The 19529-nt window shown below is 70.6% G+C and carries 11 protein-coding genes and 1 pseudogene; 3 read left to right on the forward strand and 9 right to left on the reverse strand.

Going from position 1 to position 19529, the window contains the following annotated elements:
- Positions 1 to 189 precede the first annotated feature (189 nt).
- The 3 genes from ACMYLB_RS15530 to ACMYLB_RS15540 are packed head-to-tail and all read left to right on the forward strand — an operon-like array spanning position 190 to position 5156.
- Positions 190 to 1695: an MFS transporter gene (locus tag ACMYLB_RS15530; RefSeq protein ID WP_415907877.1), complete on the forward strand. Its 1506-nt coding sequence runs from the start codon at positions 190 to 192 to the stop codon at positions 1693 to 1695.
- A 32-nt stretch (positions 1696 to 1727) separates the two neighbouring features.
- Positions 1728 to 2984 carry a glycosyl hydrolase family 8 gene (locus tag ACMYLB_RS15535; protein ID WP_415907878.1) on the forward strand — a complete coding sequence of 419 codons (1257 nt, stop codon included), beginning with the start codon at positions 1728 to 1730 and terminating at the stop codon, positions 2982 to 2984.
- Positions 2985 to 2990: 6 nt separating this feature from the next.
- Positions 2991 to 5156, forward strand: a complete 2166-nt coding sequence (locus ACMYLB_RS15540; RefSeq protein WP_415907879.1) for an alpha-glucuronidase family glycosyl hydrolase — start codon at positions 2991 to 2993, stop codon at positions 5154 to 5156.
- 27 nt (positions 5157 to 5183) lie between these two features.
- Here ACMYLB_RS15540 and ACMYLB_RS15545 read toward each other — a convergent pair whose 3' ends face one another.
- From ACMYLB_RS15545 to ACMYLB_RS15585, 9 genes and pseudogenes are all read right to left on the reverse strand, one after another.
- The gene (locus ACMYLB_RS15545) at positions 5184 to 7997 is read right to left on the reverse strand and encodes an SDR family oxidoreductase (protein WP_415907880.1); all 2814 of its coding nucleotides are present in this window, start codon (positions 7995 to 7997) and stop codon (positions 5184 to 5186) included.
- Positions 7998 to 8004: 7 nt separating this feature from the next.
- Positions 8005 to 9090, reverse strand: a complete 1086-nt coding sequence (locus ACMYLB_RS15550) for a mannonate dehydratase (RefSeq protein WP_415907881.1) — start codon at positions 9088 to 9090, stop codon at positions 8005 to 8007.
- A 5-nt stretch (positions 9091 to 9095) separates the two neighbouring features.
- A complete protein-coding gene (locus tag ACMYLB_RS15555; protein ID WP_415907882.1) occupies positions 9096 to 9272 on the reverse strand; it encodes a hypothetical protein in 177 nt (58 codons plus the stop codon).
- Complete coding sequence (locus tag ACMYLB_RS15560; RefSeq protein ID WP_415907883.1) at positions 9206 to 11956, reverse strand: glycosyl hydrolase 115 family protein; 2751 nt, start codon at positions 11954 to 11956, stop codon at positions 9206 to 9208. The genes ACMYLB_RS15555 and ACMYLB_RS15560 overlap by 67 nt, the downstream gene beginning before the upstream one ends.
- Positions 11953 to 14367, reverse strand: coding sequence for an endo-1,4-beta-xylanase (locus ACMYLB_RS15565; protein ID WP_415907884.1), 2415 nt, complete (start codon positions 14365 to 14367; stop codon positions 11953 to 11955). The genes ACMYLB_RS15560 and ACMYLB_RS15565 overlap by 4 nt, the downstream gene beginning before the upstream one ends.
- 19 nt (positions 14368 to 14386) lie before the next feature.
- Positions 14387 to 16057, reverse strand: a complete 1671-nt coding sequence (locus ACMYLB_RS15570; protein WP_415907885.1) for a DUF5597 domain-containing protein — start codon at positions 16055 to 16057, stop codon at positions 14387 to 14389.
- 32 nt (positions 16058 to 16089) lie between these two features.
- The gene (locus tag ACMYLB_RS15575) at positions 16090 to 17103 is read right to left on the reverse strand and encodes a glycoside hydrolase family 3 C-terminal domain-containing protein (protein WP_415907887.1); all 1014 of its coding nucleotides are present in this window, start codon (positions 17101 to 17103) and stop codon (positions 16090 to 16092) included.
- Positions 17104 to 17342: 239 nt separating this feature from the next.
- A pseudogene (locus ACMYLB_RS15580) lies at positions 17343 to 18227 on the reverse strand (glycoside hydrolase family 3 protein); the annotation flags it as partial.
- 10 nt (positions 18228 to 18237) lie between these two features.
- Positions 18238 to 19470, reverse strand: coding sequence for an SGNH/GDSL hydrolase family protein (locus ACMYLB_RS15585; protein WP_415907888.1), 1233 nt, complete (start codon positions 19468 to 19470; stop codon positions 18238 to 18240).
- Positions 19471 to 19529 lie beyond the last annotated feature (59 nt).

Raw genomic sequence — 19529 nt, forward strand, 5'->3', positions numbered from 1 at the left:
GACCGCACGCGGCCCTCTCCTGGTTTCTCCAACGCGCGCTCCGGCGCGCGTTTTGCTTTTCGCTCACGCTCTACTGTTAGCCCAGAGTGGCCGTTGCGGCACCGCGCCGGCAATTGATGCTCGTCCCGTCCGCCCCCTGCGTTCATGTCCCTTGCCGGCGCCCCCCTGCGCCGCTGTCCGCCTCACCCCATGAGTAGTGCCCCCGTTCAGAAGCTCTCGTTCCTCGAGAAAGCTGGCTACAGCGCCGGCGACGCCGCCGCCAACTTCGTCTTCATGACGATGGTGCTGTTCCAGCTGAATTTCTACACCGACGTCTTCGGCCTCTCCGCCGGCGCCGCCGCCGCCATCCTGCTCTGGCCGCGGCTCTGGGACGCGGTGTTCGACCCCATCATGGGCGTGCTCGCCGACCGCACCAACACCCGCTGGGGCAAGTTCCGCCCGTGGGTGCTCTGGACCTCCGTGCCGTGGGCCGTGGTCATGATCCTCGCCTACACGACGCCGGTCGGCTGGAGCACCGGCATGATGATCGCCTACGCCGGCATCACCAACACGGTGCTGATGACGCTCTACTCGATGAACAACATGCCCTACTCCGCCCTCGGCGGCGTGATGACGGGCGACCTCAACGAGCGCACCAAGCTCAACTCCTACCGCTTCGTCTCGGTCAACATCGCCCAGTTCATCGTCGGCGGATTCACCCTCCCCCTCGTCGCCAAGTTCGCCCAGGGGCACGACCGCCAGCACGGCTGGCAGGTCACGATGACGATCTGGGCCCTCCTCTGCCTCGTGCTCTTCCTCGTCACGTTCTTCACCACCAAGGAGCGCATCAAGCCCGTCAGCGAGGTGAAGAGCTCGCCGCGGCAGGACTTCGCCGACCTGCTGAAGAACGGGCCGTGGATCGCCCTCGTCGCCTACACGGTCTTCAACTTCGCGATGCTCGCCTACCGCGGCGGCGCGCACTACAATTTCTATCACCACTACGCGGACAAGGCCGCGATGTTCGACTTCGTCCAGAAGCTCGGCCTGACCACGCCCGAACTCGCGCGCGGCAGCGGCCTGCTCGACTTCCTCGGCTACGTCGTCCACGGCACGCGCGAGACCGCCGCCACGTCGAACGTCGCCGATGTGTTCAACAGCATCGTCAACATGCTCGGCACCGCCACGACGATCGTGTTCATCATTCTCTCCGCCGGTTTCTCGGCCCGCTTCGGCAAGAAGGCCGTCATCTTCGCCGGCTTCAGCCTGGCCGCGCTGAACTCGTTCGCCTACTACCTGCTCGCGCCGACCAACACCGGGGGCATGGTCGCCCTCGCCGTCCTCGGCTCCATCGTCTACGCGCCGACCATCGCCGTCGCATGGGCCATGTATGCCGACGCCGCCGACTATTCCGAGTGGCAGACCGGCCGCCGCTTCACCGGCATGGTGTTCGCCACGATCGGCTTCTCCCTCAAGGCCGGCCTCGCCCTCGGCTCCGCCGCGTTCCTCTGGATCATGGCCGGCGCCTTCGGCTACGACACCAAGCTGCCGGCCGCGCCCAACGCCGTGCACGGCTACTTCATCTCCTCCAGCCTCATCGTCGGCCTGCTCTTCGCCGGCGGCGCGATCTCGATCGCGTTCTGCAAGCTCAACAAGGCCACCACCCTCCAGATGGCGTCCGAACTCGCCGAGCGCCGGCGCCAGGCCGGCATTGTCTGAGCGCCGTCCCCGGCTCCGATTCCCCTCCCGTCATGCCCCCGCGCCGGCTGCTCGGTCTGCTTTGCACCGCTTCGCTGCTCGCGCTCGCGCCGGTCCGCGGCACCGCACCGGACGCAGGCGCTGCGACCACCGGACGCTACCGCAACCTGTTCAAGGAATACCTCGGTAAGACCGACGCCGAGATCGCCGCGCGCCTCGACGCCGCGGTCCGCCCGCTCTTCGCCGGCGACCCGGACGCGGAGCGCCTTTACTACGAGGTGCCCGGCGCGATGGCCTACGTGCCGGACGTCAACAACCACGACGTCCGCAGCGAGGGCCTCTCCTACGGCATGATGATCGCCGTCCAGCTCGACCGCCGCGCCGAGTTCGACCGGATTTGGAAATTCGCGCGCCACTACCTCCACCACGATTCCGGCCCGTTCCGCGGCTACTTCGCGTGGCACGCGGCGTTCGACGGCCGCCGCCTGAGCAACGGCCCCGCGCCGGACGGCGAAGCGTGGTTCGCCACCGCCCTCTTTTTCGCCGCGCACCGCTGGGGCAGCCGCGACGGCATCTTCGACTACGCGGCCGAGGCGCAGGCCATCATTCGCGCCATGCTGCACAAACACGAGGAGCCCGGCCGCGGTCCGGTCGGCGACATGTTCGACCGCGCGGCAAAACAGATCGTCTTCGTTCCCACGCCGCCCGGCAACGGCTTCAGCGATCCGTCCTACCACCTGCCCGCGTTCACCGAACTCTGGGCGCGCTGGGCCGCCGACGCCGCCGACCGCGCCTTCCTCGCCGAGGTCACGCGCACCAGCCGCGAGCTCTTCCGTCGCGCGGCGCACCCGCGGACCGGACTGATGCCCGACTACGCCAACTTCGACGGCACGCCGCGCGCCACGCCCTGGGGCGGCCACGAGCATTTCCAATACGACGCCTGGCGCACGCTCTCGAATCCCGCGCTCGACTGGTCGTGGTGGGCCGCCGATAAGTGGCAGGTCGAGCAATCCAACCGCGTCCTCCGCTTCCTCGCCGCGCACGGCGACAACGTTCCCGATCTCTTCCGCCTCGACGGCACGCCGCTCACGACCGACAGCTTCAATGCGCCTGGCCTCCTCGCGATGGCGGCCACCGCCGCGCTGGCCGCCGACCGCGCGGTCGGCGAGCCGTGGGTCCGCAAGCTCTGGGACCTCCCCATGCCCACCGGCCGCTATCGCTACTACAACGGCCTGCTCACGATGCTCGCGCTGCTCGAGGTCAGCGGGAACTTCCGCGTCTACGCCCCGTCCGCAGTGCCCGCGCGCTGATCCCCCATGCGACTCCTCCGCCGTTTCTTCATTCTAAATTCGGCCTTCCTCCTGTTGGCCGTGCTCCACGCCGAGGACGGCTACCGCCTCTGGCTGCGCTACGATCCGATCGCCGACGAGCAACTCCGCGCCGCCTACGCGGCCGCGATCACCGAGATCGTGGTGCCGGAGAAGGCCCCGCCGGTCGTCGCCTCCGCCCGCGACGAGCTCGTCACCGGCCTGCGCGGGCTGCTCGGACGCGACATCCCGGTCGTCACGAAGGCCAGCCGCGACGGCGCACTCGTGCTCGGCACGCCCGACGATCCCGTCCTTTACGCCGCCATCTCCGAGACCGATCAGCGCGCCGCCGGCATGGAGGGCTACCTGCTCCGCCGCATCGCCGACGGCCGCGGCGGCCACCGGACGCTGCTCGTCGCCAACCGGCCCGTCGGCCTGCTCCACGGCGCGTTCGCGTTGCTGCGCCACCTCCAACTCCAGCGCCCACTTGCCGACCTGAACCTCCTCAGCGCCCCGCGCATCGAACGCCGCCTGCTCAACCACTGGGACAACCTCGATCGCACCGTCGAGCGCGGCTACGCCGGCTTTTCGCTCTGGGAATGGTTCTATCTCCCGGAAATCCGTTCGCCCCGCTACCGCGACTACGCGCGCGCCCTCGCCTCCGTCGGCCTCAACGGCACCGTCCTCACCAACGTCAATGCCAACGCCCAGATCCTCACCCGCCCCTACCTCGATAAGGTGGCCGCGCTCGCCGCGGAGTTCCGCCCCTGGGGCATCCGCGTCTACCTCACCGCGCGCTTCAGCGCCCCGATCGAGATCGGTGGCCTGAAAACCGCCGACCCGCTCGATCCGGCCGTCGCCACCTGGTGGCGCGACAAGATCGACGAGATCTATCAGGTCATTCCCGATTTCGGCGGCTTCGTCGTGAAGGCCAACTCCGAGGGCCAGCCCGGCCCGCAGGACTACGGCCGCACCCACGCCGACGGCGCCAACCTCCTCGCCGATGCGCTGGCCCCGCACAACGGCCTGCTGGTCTGGCGCGCCTTCGTCTACTCCGCCGCCAACCAGGACGACCGCGTCAAGCAAGCCGTCACCGAATTCGCGCCGCTCGACGGGCAGTTCCGCGACAACGCCGTCATCCAGATCAAGAACGGCCCGCTCGACTTCTTCCCCCGCGAACCCTTCTCGCCGCTCTTCGGCCACATGCCCCGCACGCGTCTCGCGCTCGAGTTGCAGATCACGCAGGAATACCTCGGCCACTCGATCCAGCTCGCCTACCTCGCCCCGCTGTGGAAGGAGGCCCTCGACGCCGACACCTTCGCCAACGGCCCCGGCACGACCATCGCCCGCATCGTCGACGGCAGCGTGAAGCTCCAGCACCCGACCGTGATCGCCGGCGTCGCCAACACCGGCACCGACCGCAACTGGACCGGGCACCTCCTGGCCCAATCCAACTGGTATGCCTTTGGCCGCCTCGCCTGGGATCACACGCTCACCTCCGAGCAGATCGCCGACGAGTGGACGCGACTCACCTTCGGCTCCGACACCCAGGTCGTCGCCACGATCTCACGCCTCCTGCTCGGCTCGCGCGAGACGATCGTGAACTTCTCCATGCCGCTCGGCCTGCATCACATCATGGCCGAGGGCCACCACTACGGTCCCGGCCCTTGGGTCGCCGACCGCCCGCGCGCCGACTGGACCGCCGTCTACTACCACCGGGCCGACGCCACCGGCATCGGTGTCGATCGCACCGCGCGCGGCACCAACGCCCTCGGCCAATACGCGCCCGAATGGCAGCAGCGCTGGGGTGACCCGCAAACCTGCCCCGACGAACTGCTGCTCTGGTTCCATCGCCTGCCCTGGGACTTCCGGATGAAGTCCGGCCGCCCGCTCTGGGACGAGCTCTGCCTCCGTTACCAGCAGGGCGTCGACGAAGTCCGCACCATGCAGCGCGCGTGGGACTCGCTGCGCGGGCGGATCGACGACGAGCGCTTCACCCACGTGCAGCAACGCCTCGCCCGCGAGGAGAAGGACGCGCGCGACTGGCGCGACGCCTGCCTGCTCTACTTCCAGCAATTCTCGCAGCGCCCGCTGCCCGCCGGCGTCGAAGCGCCCGCACACCCGCTCGAGCACTACCGTTCGATCAAACTGAAAAACGTTCCCGGTCACTACTGACCGGTCCGTGAGCCGGCGCCGCGAGGCTCAGAACCCGATGCTCGCGCCGCCGTCGACGGGCAGCGTCACGCCCGTGACGAACTTCGCCGCCGGCGACGCCAGATAGACCGCGGCCCAGCCGATGTCCTCGGGCTGGCCCATGCCGCCCATCGGCGTCCGGCCGAAGATCTTCGCCTTGCGCGCCGGGTCGCCGTCGAGCGCCTTGCGCGACATCTCCGTCTCGATCCAGCCGGGCGCGATGCAGTTCACCCGCACGCCCTGCCCCGCGAACTCCGTCGAGTAGGCCTTCACCAGGCCCACCATCGCCGTCTTCGCCGCCGTGTAGGCGATCACCAGCGGGATGCCGAAGATCGACGCCATCGAGCCGGTGAAGAGGATCGTGCCGTGCTTCCGGGCCATCATGCCGGGCGCCGCCGCCTTGGTCAGCGCGTGCGCACCGAGCAGGTGCGTGTTGAGCACCTTCTGGAACTCCTCCGTCGTCGTCTCCACCGCCGGTTTCTTCAGGTGGATGCCGGCGTTGTTGACGAGGATCGACACCGGCCCGACCTCCCGTTCGATCCGGGCGACCAGCGATTCCGCGGCGGCGAAATCGGTCACGTCGTGCACCGCGTGGCTGGCGCGCGCGCCGAGCGCCGCGACGGCCGCCTGCAGCTCGGCCTCGCGCCGGCCGACCAGCACGACGTGCGCACCGGCCGCGTGCATGGCTTGCGCCATCGCCAGGCCGATGCCGGTGCCGCCGCCGGTGATGAGCGCGACTTCGCCGCGCAGGGAAAACGCTTCGGGAAACGAGAGCATGGTGGGATATCGTTTAGGGGAAGAAAACCGCCAGTCGAGACACACTCCGTCGCGCCGCGACGGTTCCGGTCCGGGCGCATCGGCCGTCACCGCGCCCGTGCCGTCGTCGAGCCGCAGGTAGCGGTGTGTGGCGAGCGAGAGCAGCACGAGGTCACCCGGTAAAGTCTCGATCCACTGGAACGCTCCCGCCTCGCCCTCGGCGGCGGCGAGCGCCACGCGTCCGGCGGCGACCGTGAGCCGGCGTCCGTCCGGCGTCACGAGCGCGACGCGGCCGCGACCGAGGTCGGTCACGGCAAACGCCGCCGCCTCCGCCGCCGGCACGACCACGAGCGCACCGGCCTTCACGCCGAGGGCGACGTCCCTGCCATGGGCCACGAGCGTGATCGTGCGCCCGACCGGAATCGGCCGCGTCAGGCCGCGCGGTTGCGGCTCGGCGACGGCAAACGAATCGAAATCCGCGCGGCCGCCCGCGGCGCCGGCGGCGTTGAACGCGAACAGCGCAAAGCGCACGCCCTGGAAGGTTTTCAACTGGAACACCGTCGTGAACGCGTCGCCGAGGGGATGAAACTCCGCGCCGTCGGCGCTCCAGCTGAACGTCGCCGCCTCCCGCCGGAAGTCGCAGCTCACCCGCAGCCACACGCGCGCGCCCGCCAGCGGCGTGCGGGCCGTCTGCCCGGTGAACTGGTTGAATTGCTCGAGCACGAACCGATCGGCCTCGCGACGCACGCCCAGCCAGGCATAGGGCAGGTTCAGCAAGGCGAGGCCCGCAACGTCGCCCGCTTGCAACCCGCCCGCATCGAGCACGGCGGTCGCGACCGACTCCGGGCCGACCGCACGCTGCGTGAGCGTGTTGCGCGCGTGCCAGAAATCCGGGGCGGCAAGCGCGTGCAACCGCAGGTGACCCGGGCGCTCCGTCAGCGACCAGTGCGCGTCGTCCGGCACATGGTTCCACTGCCAGGCATTCGCCAGCCGCGGGCCCGCGAAATCGTCGTCGCGCTGGTAGGGCGCGCCGGGCGGCGAGGCGTGGCCGGTGTCGGGCTTGAGCCACGTGCGCGGCGTGCGCCCGAGATTGCCTGGCAGCCCGAAATACGGCCAGCCGTCGCGCCACGTGACCGGCGAAAGGCAGGTGAGCCGGCCGACCGAGTTGGCGTCCATCATGGCAAAGCCCCACCACTCGCCGGCGGGAGTCGCCACGATGCCACCTTGGTGCAGCGACATCCGCCCGCGCGATGCGGGATTGCCGGGCGCGAGTGCGAACGGCGGCCCGACGGTCTTCCACAGGCGGTTGCCCTCGGGGAGACCGAAGTCCTCGTCGACCGAGATGTCGCGGTTCACCTGCCACGGACCGTCGAGCGTGTCGGCCCGCGCGCACACCAGGCGCATGCGGCCGTCCCACCAGGCGCTGGTGATGAAGTAGCGGCCGTCGATCTTGTAGAAATGCAGGCCCTCACCCATGCCGGCGGACTTTTCGATCAGCGTCCGCTGCGTGCCGGGCACGAGGTCGGTCAGGTCGTCGTTCAGCTGCGCGAACTGGATTTCCTGGTAACCCCACACGGCGTAGGCCCGGCCGTCGTCGTCGAAGAGGACGGAAAGATCGTGCAGCGACCGCCGCATCGGCACGCGCGTCCAGGGGCCGGCGGGATTCGTCGCCGTGAAGTGCTGCGTGCCGTGGCGGTTCACGTTGGCGAAAATATGGAACACGCCGCGGTGATAGCGCAGGCACGGCGCCCAGATGCCCTGGCCGTAGGCCTCGCGTCCGGCCTCGAGCCGATACTCCGGTCCGAGATCGAGCCGGTCGCAGGCGTAGCCGAGCAGGCGCCAGTTCACGAGATCGCGCGAGTGCAGCACCGGCAGGCCGGGCATCGCGTGCATGGTCGTCCCGGTGAGATAGTAGTCGTCGCCGACGCGGATCAGGTCGGGATCGGAAAACTCGTCGTAGAACAGCGGGTTCGTGAACGTGCCGTTGCCGTTGTCCGCCGTCCACGTGGCGGCGGCCGCGGCGAGCGCCACGCCCAGGAACACCGCCGCCGCCAGCCCGCGCCGCATGACCGCGTCAGGCCCCGCGCTTTTCCAGCGCCTGCAGGCCCGCTTTCAGGTAACCCATCGCAAAGGCCATGCCGGCGTGCCACGGCGCGGCGCAGCTCATCTGCGGGGCGTGATCGGGGATGACGACCCCGTCGAAACCGTTGCGCTGCAGAATCGCGAGCACGCGGAGCACGTCGACCTCGCCGTCGTCGATGAAGGTCTCCTTGTAGTGCGGCACCTTGTCGCGGACGTTGCGCAGGTGCACGTAGCCGAGCCGGTTTTGCCGGCTGTAGCGGTCGACCACCTCGTAGATGTCGCCCTCGGTCATCTCGGCGAGCGAACCGACGCAGAACTCGAGCGCGTTCGCCGGGCTGGGGTTGAGATCGATCGCCTTTTGGTAGAGCGACGGCTGATAAACCAGCCGCGGCTGGCCGCGGATGAACGGCATCGGCGGATCGTCGGGATGCAGCGCCATGCGCACGCCGGCCTTTTCGGCGACCGGGAAAACCTCGTCCGCGAAACGCCTAAAACGATCCCACAGCTGCTCGTGGGTCGCGGACGGGATCGTGCCGGTGTCGCGCGTCGGCGCGATGGGATCGACCACCATGTTCCAGACGAGACCGTTGGGCATCGGTAGGTCGTAGGGACCCTCCATGCCGACGGCGGGCGCGCCGCCGCGGGCATACTTGCCCTTGGTGCGGCCGGCGACGCCGGCGATGGAGAAATTGTAGCCGAAGATCGGGATGCCCGCCTCGCCCACGCGGCGGATGATCGTCTTCACATTCTCGATGTGCTGCGCGCGGCGCGGGCCGTCGATCAGGATGTCGCCCCAGTGCGCCGGATCGAAGTTCTCGATCGCCTCCAGCACGAGGCCCTCGGCCTCGACCTGCCGGCGGAGCGCGACGAGTTCCTCCAGCGTCCAGAGCTTCTCGGGATCGCCGGCGAGGCCCCAGCCCCAGTCGGTGCCGGTGGGCTGGTCGTCGGGGCCGACGTGCGCGCCTCCGCGGAAATAGTCGACGAGATGCGCGACGATGTGCGTGGCACCGGCCTGCTTCGCGAAGGCGAAGTTCTCCGGCGTGAGCATGTGGCGGTAGAGGCCAAAACCGAGTTTCATGGAAATCAGGGAGCGGTCTGCGCGCTCTCGGGCGGGCCGAGGTAGCTCGGACGCACGCCGCCCGTGTCGAGCACGATACGCTGCAGCACCACCGCGGGCGTCACGCGCCAGACTTTCAGGACGTGCGGACCGGGCCGCTCGACGCGCAGCGTCGCCGTGAGCTTCTTGACCGAGTCGGACACCGCGCGCCCCCAGTCGCGGTCGGTCGCGCTGATTCCGAGCCGGAGGACCTGGGGGGCTGATCGTCGAGCGACACCGCGAGCTCCCGGGGCTGGCCGGGCTGAAAATCGAAGGTCGGGGCGACGGCGAGCTCGACGCGGCACTCGCCCGCCGAGTGGAAAAACACGTCGTATTCGAGCCGCGCGCCGTCCGCGCGGGGCGGCGCCGCCGGAGCGGTCACCGGGAACGTCGTCACGCCGCCGGCGGTGCGGCCGAAATCGGGGAGCTTCGTCCAGGTCGCGCCGTCGGCATCCACCGCGCGGTGATAGCTCGTCGCCTCGATGGCGATGTGGCCGTCGAGTTCGACGAAGCCGCGCCCGGTCACCGGCCGGTTGTCCACCGGCACCACCACCGTCAGCGGGGCCGCCCCCGCCTCGCCGCGCACGGTCAGCTTCGCCTCCTGCCAGCCGGCCGGCACGGCCGCCCAGTCGACCGATACCTCGACGCGCACATCGGGACCGAGCTCGCCGGAGACGACGCTCAGCCGCACCCACGACTCGCTCGCGGCGATCGAGAACGGCACCGCGCCCTGGCCGCGATTGAACAGCTCGAGCCAGCGCGACGCCGGACCGCGGGGACTCAGCGGCGGCAGCTTCGCCACCGCGGGAATCGGATAGTCGCCGGGCCGGGCCGCGCGGTCGCCCTCCACGGCGAGCGCGAGGCTGCCGGCCGCGGGCACCTGCACCTCGGTGATGGCGGGCATGGCGTTCCGGATCGGCTGCTGCCAGGAGGTGTAGCCGAGGTGCGTCTGGTCCATCTGGTGGCGCCATTTGCCATCGAGCAACGCGTCCCAGCGGGCGGTCAGCGCCGCGTCGGCCGCAAACAGCTCGCGTGCCTTCACCGCCCGCGCGTTGGTCGAGGCACGACCCTGGGTCGCGTAGAGGCGGTTGAGCCCGACCGTGACGTAGAGCTCGTTCACCACGCGGCACGCCTCGATCGGGTGGCGCACCAGTTGATGGAAAGCCGCCTGCGCCGCCGCGGGCAGGGCCGCCCCCACGCGCTGCGCCCGCGCCTCGAGGGCGCGCCACTCGGCCAGCACGCGCTCGGCCTCGCGGTAATTGACCACGCTGAACGTCTCCGGCTCGAGCAGCTCGGGTTTCCGCCGGCTGTTGAGCTTGGTGTAGCCGTTGATCAGGGCGGCGATCTCGGCCGCAGGCGCCGCGCCGAACTGCCGCGCCGCCCACGCGCGCGCCCAGTCCTCGAGCTGCCCGTAGGCGATCGCGTCCGGCCGCCAGGCATAGGAGAGGAAGAACTCGATGGGGAACTCCATCGGCTTGAGGTCGCCGACGTTCACGATCCAGATGCGGTCGGCGCCATACTCCCGCGCCAGGTGCATCTGCTCCCAGATTTTCGTCAGCGGGACGGTGTTCAGCCACTTGTAGTTCCGCGGTTCGCCAACGTAGTCGAAGTGATAGTAGACGCCCGCGCCGCCGGCGCGCTTGCGTTCCTCCGGCGTCGGCAGGCGGCGGATATTGCCCCAGTTGTCGTCGCACCACAGCAGCGTCACGTCGTCCGGCACGCGCATGCCGTGCTCGTAGTAGGCCTGCACCTCCTTGTAGAGCGCCCAGAGCTGCGGCACCTGCTCGGGGGCGCGGCCGGTCTCGCGGCGCAGGATCTCGCGCTGGTCGGCGACGATCTTCTCCAAGAGCGCGACGTTCGTCTCCTCCGACATCGCCTCGTCGCCGTCGCCGCGCATGCCGATCGTGACCAGGCTCTCGAACCCGCGATTGCGGCGCACGCCGTCGGCCCAGAATTGCCGCAGTCCCTCGCCGTTTGTCGCGTAGTTCCAGGCGCCGCGGCCGTGCCGCTTCCACTCCTGCTGCGAGCGGATCATCGGCTCGTGGTGCGAGGTGCCCATGACGATGCCGAATTCGTCCGCGAGGCGGGGATTCTCCGGATCGTCCTCGTTGAAGGCGTTGTTCCACATCGCCGGCCAGAGGTAGTTGCCGCGCAGGCGGAGGATCAGCTCGAAGACGTGCGCGTAGAACTCGCGGTTCAGCCCGCCGAACTTCTCCTGCGCCCAGCCGGTGAGCGCAGGCGCCTCGTCGTTGAGGAAAATGCCGCGGTATTTCACCGTCGGACCGGGTTCGACGTGCCGCCCCGGCGCGACGGCCAGCGTGTCGCGGCGCGTCACCGGCACGTCCGCCCACCAATACCACGGCGACACGCCGATGCGCGCGGAGAGCTCGTAGAGGCCGTAAATCGTGCCGCGCTTGTCGCTGCCGGCGATCACGAGCGCGCGCGCCACGCCGGGCAACGGCTGCTCGACCACCTCGAGCTGGAACGCCTCCCAGCGGCCGCGGATCGCGCTGGCGTCGAGCTTGCCGCGCGCGACGAGGCCGTCGATCAGCGCGCTTTTCCCGACCGTGCCGATCAGGACGACCTCCGTCCCCGCCGGCGTGCCCGTCGAGAGCGCCGGGGCGTGACCGGTCACGCGCTCAAGGTCCGCGCGCAGGTCGCCCGCGGCGCGCCGCACCCCGGGCCAGTCGTCAGCCGCGACGAACAGCGGCGCGACCTTCCCGTCGGTCGCGAGCGTCAGCCCGCCCGGCTCTCCGGCGGCAAGCACCGCCGCCGGCGCGGCCGCGCGCGCGACGCCACCGGCGCAGAGCGCGAGCGAGAGCAGCAGGAGCGCACGACGGAATCTCATGGCAGCGTGAGCACGACGCTGGTTTTCGCCTCCCCGGGGCGCAAGGTGAACGTCTGTTCGGCGCGCTGGCCGTCCTTCTCCACGGTCACGACGTAATCGCCGTGGAAGCCGCGGCCGGCCACCTTGCCCTTGGCGCCGGCCTGGCCCTGCAGCCGTGTGCGCCACTGGCGCAGCACGAGATCGCGGTAGACCTTGGCCGAGGGCTTCTCCGACCAGTCGGCGCGGAACATCGCGGCCTTGGGTCGCCAGTGCGTCGGCGCCCAGAAGCCCCAGTGCTGCACGCCCACGACGCTCGGGTGGCTGTAGGCGAGGATGAGGAAGTCGCGCGTGTAGTCCGCCTGCAGCTGCTCGTCCTCGGTGTCGACATCGAACTCGGTGATGCGGATCGGCAGCTTCAGCTCCGCGTAGACATCGAGCGTCGCGAGCACGTGGGCCGGCGGATTCGGCTGCGCGCTGATGTGCCCCTGCAGGCCGAGGCCGCCGAGCGGGGCCTGCTTGCTGAGGAGGAACTGGACGACCTTGAAGAAATCCAGGCAGTGCGGCTTGTCGGCCACGAGGTCGTGGTTCGCGTAGTCGTTCAGGTAGAGCGGCGCGCCCGGTGCGGCGCCGGCCGCTGCGGCCTTGAACCAATCCACCATGATGTCCGTGCCGAAGAGCGCCATCAGGTCGTGGTTGTCGTAGGGCTCGTTGAGCACGTCCCACTCCTGCACGGTGTCGCGCGTTGCCGCGGTGATGTCGGCGATGTGCTGCCGCACCCGCTCGGGAATCTGCGCCTGCTGCTTCGTGCCCTTCAACTGGCGGATCGACTCCGGCAGGTTCTTCCAGCCGGGCCAGACGAGCACGTGGCCGCGCACATGAAAGCCGTTCGCGCGCAGCCAGCGCAGCGCCGCGAGCGACTGCTCGCGCGTCGCGGTGCCCTTGCCCTCGCCGATCCAGGCGGACCATTTCAAGTCGTCCTCGGGGCTGGCGGCGTTGAACAGCTCCTTTGCGACCTCGCGGTATTTCCGGTCCTCGGGCCGGTCGCCTGCGATCCGCGCCAGCTCCAGCGCCGTGCCGAAGTGGAAGGCGCTGCGCACCTGCTCGACGCGCACGGCATAGCCGCCCACGGGCTGCCCGGCGGCATCGCGCACCTCGATGACGAAATTCGATTTCCGCACCTGCTCGATTCGGGCCAGCGCCTCCTGGCGCCAGGGGGCATCCGGTTCGCGGCCGGCGTAGGTGAACTTCGTCTTCGGCAGCGCGGCGAGGCCGACCTTGTCGCCAAAATTGAGCACCTCGATGCCGCCGATCTCGACCACCTGCCGCTTGAAACCGAAGCCGAAGGTCAGCTCCGTCTCGAGCGCCGCATAGTCGTGCTCGAACCGGAACGGGAGCAGGAACTCCTGCCAGTCGCCGCGCATCTGCACCGTGCTGTCGAGGCTGCGGTGGTAATCGCCGCCCGCGCGCTGCACCGCCACGCGCACCTGGCCCGCGCCGGTCTCGTCGCTCGACGAGAGCGCCCGCGCGTAGAAGCGCACGAGCGCGACGTCGCCCTTGCGGACCTTCTTTTCCAGCGACGCACGCACCTCGATCGCCCACGGCGGGCTGACGTCGCGGAGCGTCTCGACGTGCAGGGCCTGGCTGAAGCCCGGCCCGGCCGCGTTGACGGTCTCGAACTTGATCGCGTTCCAGTTGCCGTCGCCGGCGGTGGAGCGGTAGTCGGAGAGCTTCGCCGCCTGGATCCCCGAGCCGCCGGCCGGGATCGTCGCGCCGGCCGGCGCCTTCGCGTCCGCCGCGAGGGCATCCGCGAGCTGGCTGAAGGTGAGGAAAGCGCACCCCTGGCGGCGCAGCTCCGCGAGGATCGCCGGCAGCTGCTGCCGCGTCTCCGCGCGCCACTCGTGAAACAGGATGACCGAGCCGTCCCGGACGCCGGTCGTCGCGAGGCGGTAGATCTCGTCCGCGCCGACGGAGCGGTCGTAGTCCTTGGACACCACCAGGCGGCTCGTGTCGTAGAGCGTGAGGCCGGCGCGGGCCACGGCGGCGCGCACACGGTCGTCGACCTCGATGAACGGCGGCCAATACCAGCGCGGCGCGACGCCCGCGGCGGCCGTGAGGCGGCTCTGGGCGTCGGCCACCTCGCGGTCGAGCGCCGCGTCGTCCAGGTCGCGCGGATGCGCATGCGCCTGCGAGTGGTTCGCGATCTCGTGTCCGGCCGCGGCGATCGTCTTCGCCAGGGCGGGATTCTCGGCCACGCGCTCGCCGACGAGCGAGAAGGTCACGCGGACCTGCTCCTGCGCGAGGAGCGCGAGCAGCGGCTCGGCATTCGCCGGCACGGGGCCGTCGTCGAAGACCAGCGCGACTCGCTTGACCGGCGCCGCCGCGGCGGCGCCGAAGCTCACGAGCGCGGCGAGAAGCGGGAGCCAGTTTCGCACGCGGGTTGGCATGGGAGCATCAGCGATAGCGGTAGAGCTTCACGCGCTGGAGCGCGAAGCGGCCCGGCTCGAGCCGGATATGGCGGCCCTGATGCGTCTGGTCGCCGTTGAGCCAGCGCAGGTGCTGCCATTCGCCGTTTTCGAAGCGGCCTTCGGCGCAGCTGAGGATGCCCGCCTGCTGCCCGCCCTCGGTCGACGCGAAGGTCACGGTGAGCCCGATGCCGGCAAACAGGAACTCGTCCTCGCCCAGCGCGATCACGAGCCCGCCCGCGGGGGCCGTGCCCGCGCGCCCGCCGGCGGCGAGCGCGGAGTTCTCGGTGCCGATCACGACCGCGAGGCCGTCCGCCAGCTGCGGCGGCGCCGCGCGCTCGAACGAGGCGCGCAGGATCCAGCGCCCGAGCCGCACCTGCTGGGGCTGCTTGCTCTCCGCGCTTTCCTGGAGGAAACCCGCCATCTGTCCGCGCCCCTGTTTCTCCGCCAGCAGCGGCGTGAGTTGCCGCACGAGATCGAAGCTCGCCGTCAGGTAGCCGGCGCCGGGTTCGGTGCTCGACTCGATCGCGAACGGGCTGAAGCCGATCGCGTCGAGCTGGCCGAAGGCGTAGAGCGCGTTCACCGCCGCCTCGGGGCAGCGCAGCGCCTCGGGGATGAACAGCGGGTTGCCGCTGCGCGTGTAGGCCTGCGCCCAGGAGCTGAAATTCTGGAAGTAGATGTCGGGCGCGAGGAAATCGAGCGCCGGGGCCGCGGCGCGCCAGACGTCGATCAGGTGCGGGAGCGGGCCCGCGCTCGGATACTGGCCGGGCTGGTAGCCGGGACGGATGAGCGCGGCGTTGGCGAACATCGGCAGCGGCAGCTCCGCCTTGCCCGCCGCCGCCACGTGCTGCACGTAGAGCGCGAAATGCCAGGCCATGAAGATCTCCTCGCCCGCGGGACCGGAACCGAAGACCTCCGCCCAGGTGCCGGCGGTGCGGCCGCCGGCGGCGTTCCAGGTGGCGAGCAGCTCCGGCGCGAGCGTGGCCCGGTTCTTCGCCAGGTAATCCATCAGCGCCGCCGGCACCGGTCCGGCGAAGGCTTTCTCCGCGTCCGGACTGTGGTCGCGCGCCTCGGGGATCATGCCGATCTCGTTTTCGACCTGCACCATGACGACCGTGTGCTGCGGATCGGCGGCCTTGAGGTGCCGCAGCAGCGCGACGAAGGCGCGGGTGTCGGTGTCGCGGTTGACGGCGTGGAAGGGCGAGAGGACCTCCATGCCGCGTCCGGCCGAGTCCTGGGAACGCGGGAAGCGCGCGGGATCGGCCTTCACCCAGGCGGGGGCGTAGCACGACATGCTGTTCTTCCACGAGCCGAACCACAGCAGCACGAGGCGCAGGCCGTGCGCGCGCGCGTCGGCGAGCAGGCCGTCGACGGTGGCGAAGTCGAACTTCCCTTCCTGCGGCTCGATCAGGTCCCACGACACCGGAGCGACCACGGTGTTGAGGTTCATCGCCTTCAGCTTCGGCCAGGACGGACGAAGGAAGTCCGGCTCGCCGCTGGAATTGCCGAGCTCGCCGCCGCGCACGAGGAACGGCTGGCCGTCGACGATCAGCTGCCGCGCCGTGCCCTGGGCGCGGAGATGCGGCACTTCGGCGGCGGGCAGGGCTGCGGCCATGGACAGCGCGAGCAGGGCCGCGCCGGCAACGAGGGATGGCTTCATGGGAAGAGGATGCGCCGATCGGGGCGGCGGACTCAATCCAGCCGCAGCGCGGCCGTCACCGGCGCCGGGGCGCCGAGCGCCTGCGCGCGCGGGCCGGGCGAGGCGGCGCCGACGAGAATCTGGTAGGTGCCGGGGCGCCAGACGCGTTCGCCGCGGACGTCGACCTGCCGCAGCGCGTCGGCGCCGAGCGTGAAGCGCACCTCGGCGGTCGCGTGCGCGGCGAGGTGGAGCTTGGCGAACTCGACGAGGGTCGCGCGCGGCGCGTCGGCGCCGGCCGGCGGGATCAGGTAGCACTGCACGGTTTCCTGCGCGGCGACGCCGCTGGTGTTGCGCACGGTGGCCCGCACCTCGAGCGCGGCGCCGTCCTTCAGCGCGCGGTGCGAGAGCGTGAGCGACTCGTAGGCGATCCGGGCGTAGCCGAGGCCGAAGCCGAACGGATAGAGCGGCTCGGCCGCGGCGAACTTGTAGGTGCGGCCGCGCATCGCGTAGTCGTTGAACGCCGGCAGGTCCTCGGTGCGGCGCGGCACGGTGACCGGCAGGCGGCCCGAGGGCGCGAGGTCGCCGAAGAGCACGTCGGCGAGCGCGGCGCCGCCTTCACAGCCGGGATACCAGGCGTAGAGCACGGCGTCGGCGAGGTCGTGCTCCTCCGGGATGGCGAGGGCGCTGCCGCCGGTGAGGACGAGGATGAGTTTCTTGGAGTTGGCGCGAAGCTCCTTGAGGAAGGCGCGCTGGTTCTCCGGCAGCTCGATGCGCACGCGGTCGCCGCCGACCGGCGAGGCGACGGTGTCGCCCTCCTCGCCCTCGAGCGTCGGGTCGAGGCCGAGCACGGCGACGACGATCTCCGCCATGGCGGAGTCGCCGAAGGTGTAGTTCACGCCCGGCGCGCCGGGCTGGGACAGCGGGCACCCGGGGCGATACATCACGCGGCAGCCCTCGGGCACGCGGGCGACGAGGCCCTCCATGAAGGTGACGATGCGGGAGCTGACGCCGTAGTAATTGCCGAGCATGGCGCCGATGTTCGCCGCGGTCGGGCCGACCACGAGCATGCTGCGCGGCGCGGCGGGGAGCGGCAGGAGGTTGTCCTTGTTCTTGAGCAGGACGAACGACTCGGCAGCGGCGCGGCGGGCGAGCGCGCGGTGTTCGGGGAGTCGATCACCGACTCGGGGATTTTTGTCCAGCGCACGGACTCGGCCGGGTCGAACAGGCCGAGCTTGAAGCGCGTCGCGAGCAGGCGGCCGAGCGCGGTGTCGATTTCCGCCTCGGTGATCTGGCCGGCGCGGACGGCGAGGATGAGGTCGTTGTAGGTGCAGCCGCAGTTGAGATCGCAGCCATTGCGCACGGCCAGGGCGGCGGAGGCGGCGGAATCCGGCGTGACCTTGTGGTGGCGGTGGAAATCGTCGATCGCGCCGCAGTCGCTGACCACGTGGCCCTGGAAGCCCCAGCGCTTCCGCAGCGTCTCGTCGAGGAGGAACTTGCTGGCGCAGGCCGGCTCGCCCAGCACGCGGTTGTAGGCGCCCATGACGGCCTCGACGCCGCCGCGGACCAGTTTCTCGAAGGCCGGCAGGTAGGTTTCGTAGAGGTCCTTGGGCGACGGATGGGCGTCGAACTCGTGACGCTCGTGCTCCGGGCCGGAGTGAACGGCGAAGTGCTTGGCGCAGGCGGCCACCTTCATGTGGCGCGCGTCGTCGCCCTGCAGGCCGCGGACGGTGGCGAGGCCGAGCTCGCCGGTGAGATACGGATCCTCGCCGAACGTTTCCTGGCCGCGGCCCCAGCGCGGGTCGCGAAAGATGTTGATGTTGGGCGTCCAGAACGTGAGCCCCTGGTATTGCTGGCCGTGGAAGCCCGCGCGCGCGGCGGCGTGATGCTTGGCCCGCGCCTCGTCGGAGACGGCGGTGGCGATGCGCTGGATGAGCTCGCGGTTCCACGTCGCCGCCTGCGCGATGACCTGCGGGAAGACGGTGGCGCGGCCGTTGCGGCCGACGCCGTGGCAGGCCTCGCTCCACCAGTTGTAGGCCGGGAGGCCGAGGCGTTCGACCGGGCCGTTCTCGTGGCCGAGAAAGTTGATCTTCTCCTCGAGGGTCAGGCGGCCGGTGAGGTCGGCGATGCGGGCGCTGAGCGGAGCGGAGGGATCGAGGTAAAGCGGGATGGTCACGGGCGACGACATACTCATACGAAATTTTTCAGGGCGTGAACAGGCTCGGATCGAGCGCGGCGGCGAGGCGCGCGTAGCCGGCAAGCGAGGGATGAAGGTGGTCGCCGCTGTCGAACTCCGGCGCGAGGCGCGACGGGTTTTGCGGGTCGCGCAGCGCGGCGTCGAAGTCGGCGACGGCGTCGAAGCTGCCGCTGTGCCGGATCCAGTCGTTGATCTTCTGGCGGTCGGCCTCGCCATCGGGGGTGAAGTAGAATCCGGCGCCCTCGTAGGGCGTGAGGGTGGCGCCGATCACGCGGAGACCGCGGCTGTGGGCGCGCGCGACGAGCTGCTGGAAGGCGGCGACGATGTCCTCGGCCGAGGCGAAGTCGCCGCCCTTCTGGCGCGCGTCGAGGCGGGTGCCGAGGTCGTTGATGCCGGCGAAGACGAGGAGCCAGCGCGCGCCGCTCTGGGCGAGCACGTCGCGGTCGAAGCGCGCGAGGGCGTTCGGCCCCAGGCCGTCGCGCAGCAGGCGGTTGCCGCCGATGCCGAGGTTGAGGACGCCGAGCGCGGGGGCGTCCGCCCGCGCCTGGAGGCGGCGGACGAACTCGTCGGGCCAGCGATTGTTCCGGTCGGTGGTGGTGCCGTAGCCGTCGGTGATCGAGTCGCCGAGCAGCACGAGCGCGGCGGCGCGTGGGGCGTCGGTGAGGACATCGAGGCCGCTGAGGAAATACCAGCGCGTGGACGTCTTCGCCTCCGGTAGCGCCGCGGCGGCGAGCGCGTCGCCGGGCTGCAGGTAGGAGCGCGTGCGCGCGCCGGGATGGGCGGTGAGTTTCTCCGGGAGTTGCGCGAAGTGGATCGAGATCGCGACGTCGGCCTGCGGCGCGAGCGGGAAATCCAGCGGGTCCGAGACGAAGGACGCGCCGGCGGGGATGGTGACCGTCGGGCGGCCGGAGAACGTCAGGGTGCGGTCGGTGCCGGGCTGGAGCGCGCCGTCGGGCGCGGCGAGCGCGAGGTGGACGCCGTGCAGGGTGAGCGCGGAGGCGCCGAAGGCGTTGGAGAGACGCAGGCGGACCTTGGAGCCGCCGAGAGAAACGTGGATGACCTGGCGGAACGTCGCGCCGGCGAGGGCGGGCGTGTCGGCGCCGGGCGCCTCGGGCAGCGGCGCGGTGGCCCAGGTGCCGACCCAGCGCTCGGCGGCGGGGAGCGGCGCGACCAGCACGAGCAGCGCGCAGGCAGCGAACGGCCAGAGCGGAGAAAGGAGGCGTTTCGCGGCGGCGAGCATCGGCGGAGGGGCGCGGCGGGAAGGAATCAGGTGAAGTTGGCGGGGGAAGGCGGCCGGCC

Source organism: Oleiharenicola sp. Vm1 (genome assembly GCF_047777955.1).
Taxonomy (GTDB): domain Bacteria; phylum Verrucomicrobiota; class Verrucomicrobiia; order Opitutales; family Opitutaceae; genus Didemnitutus.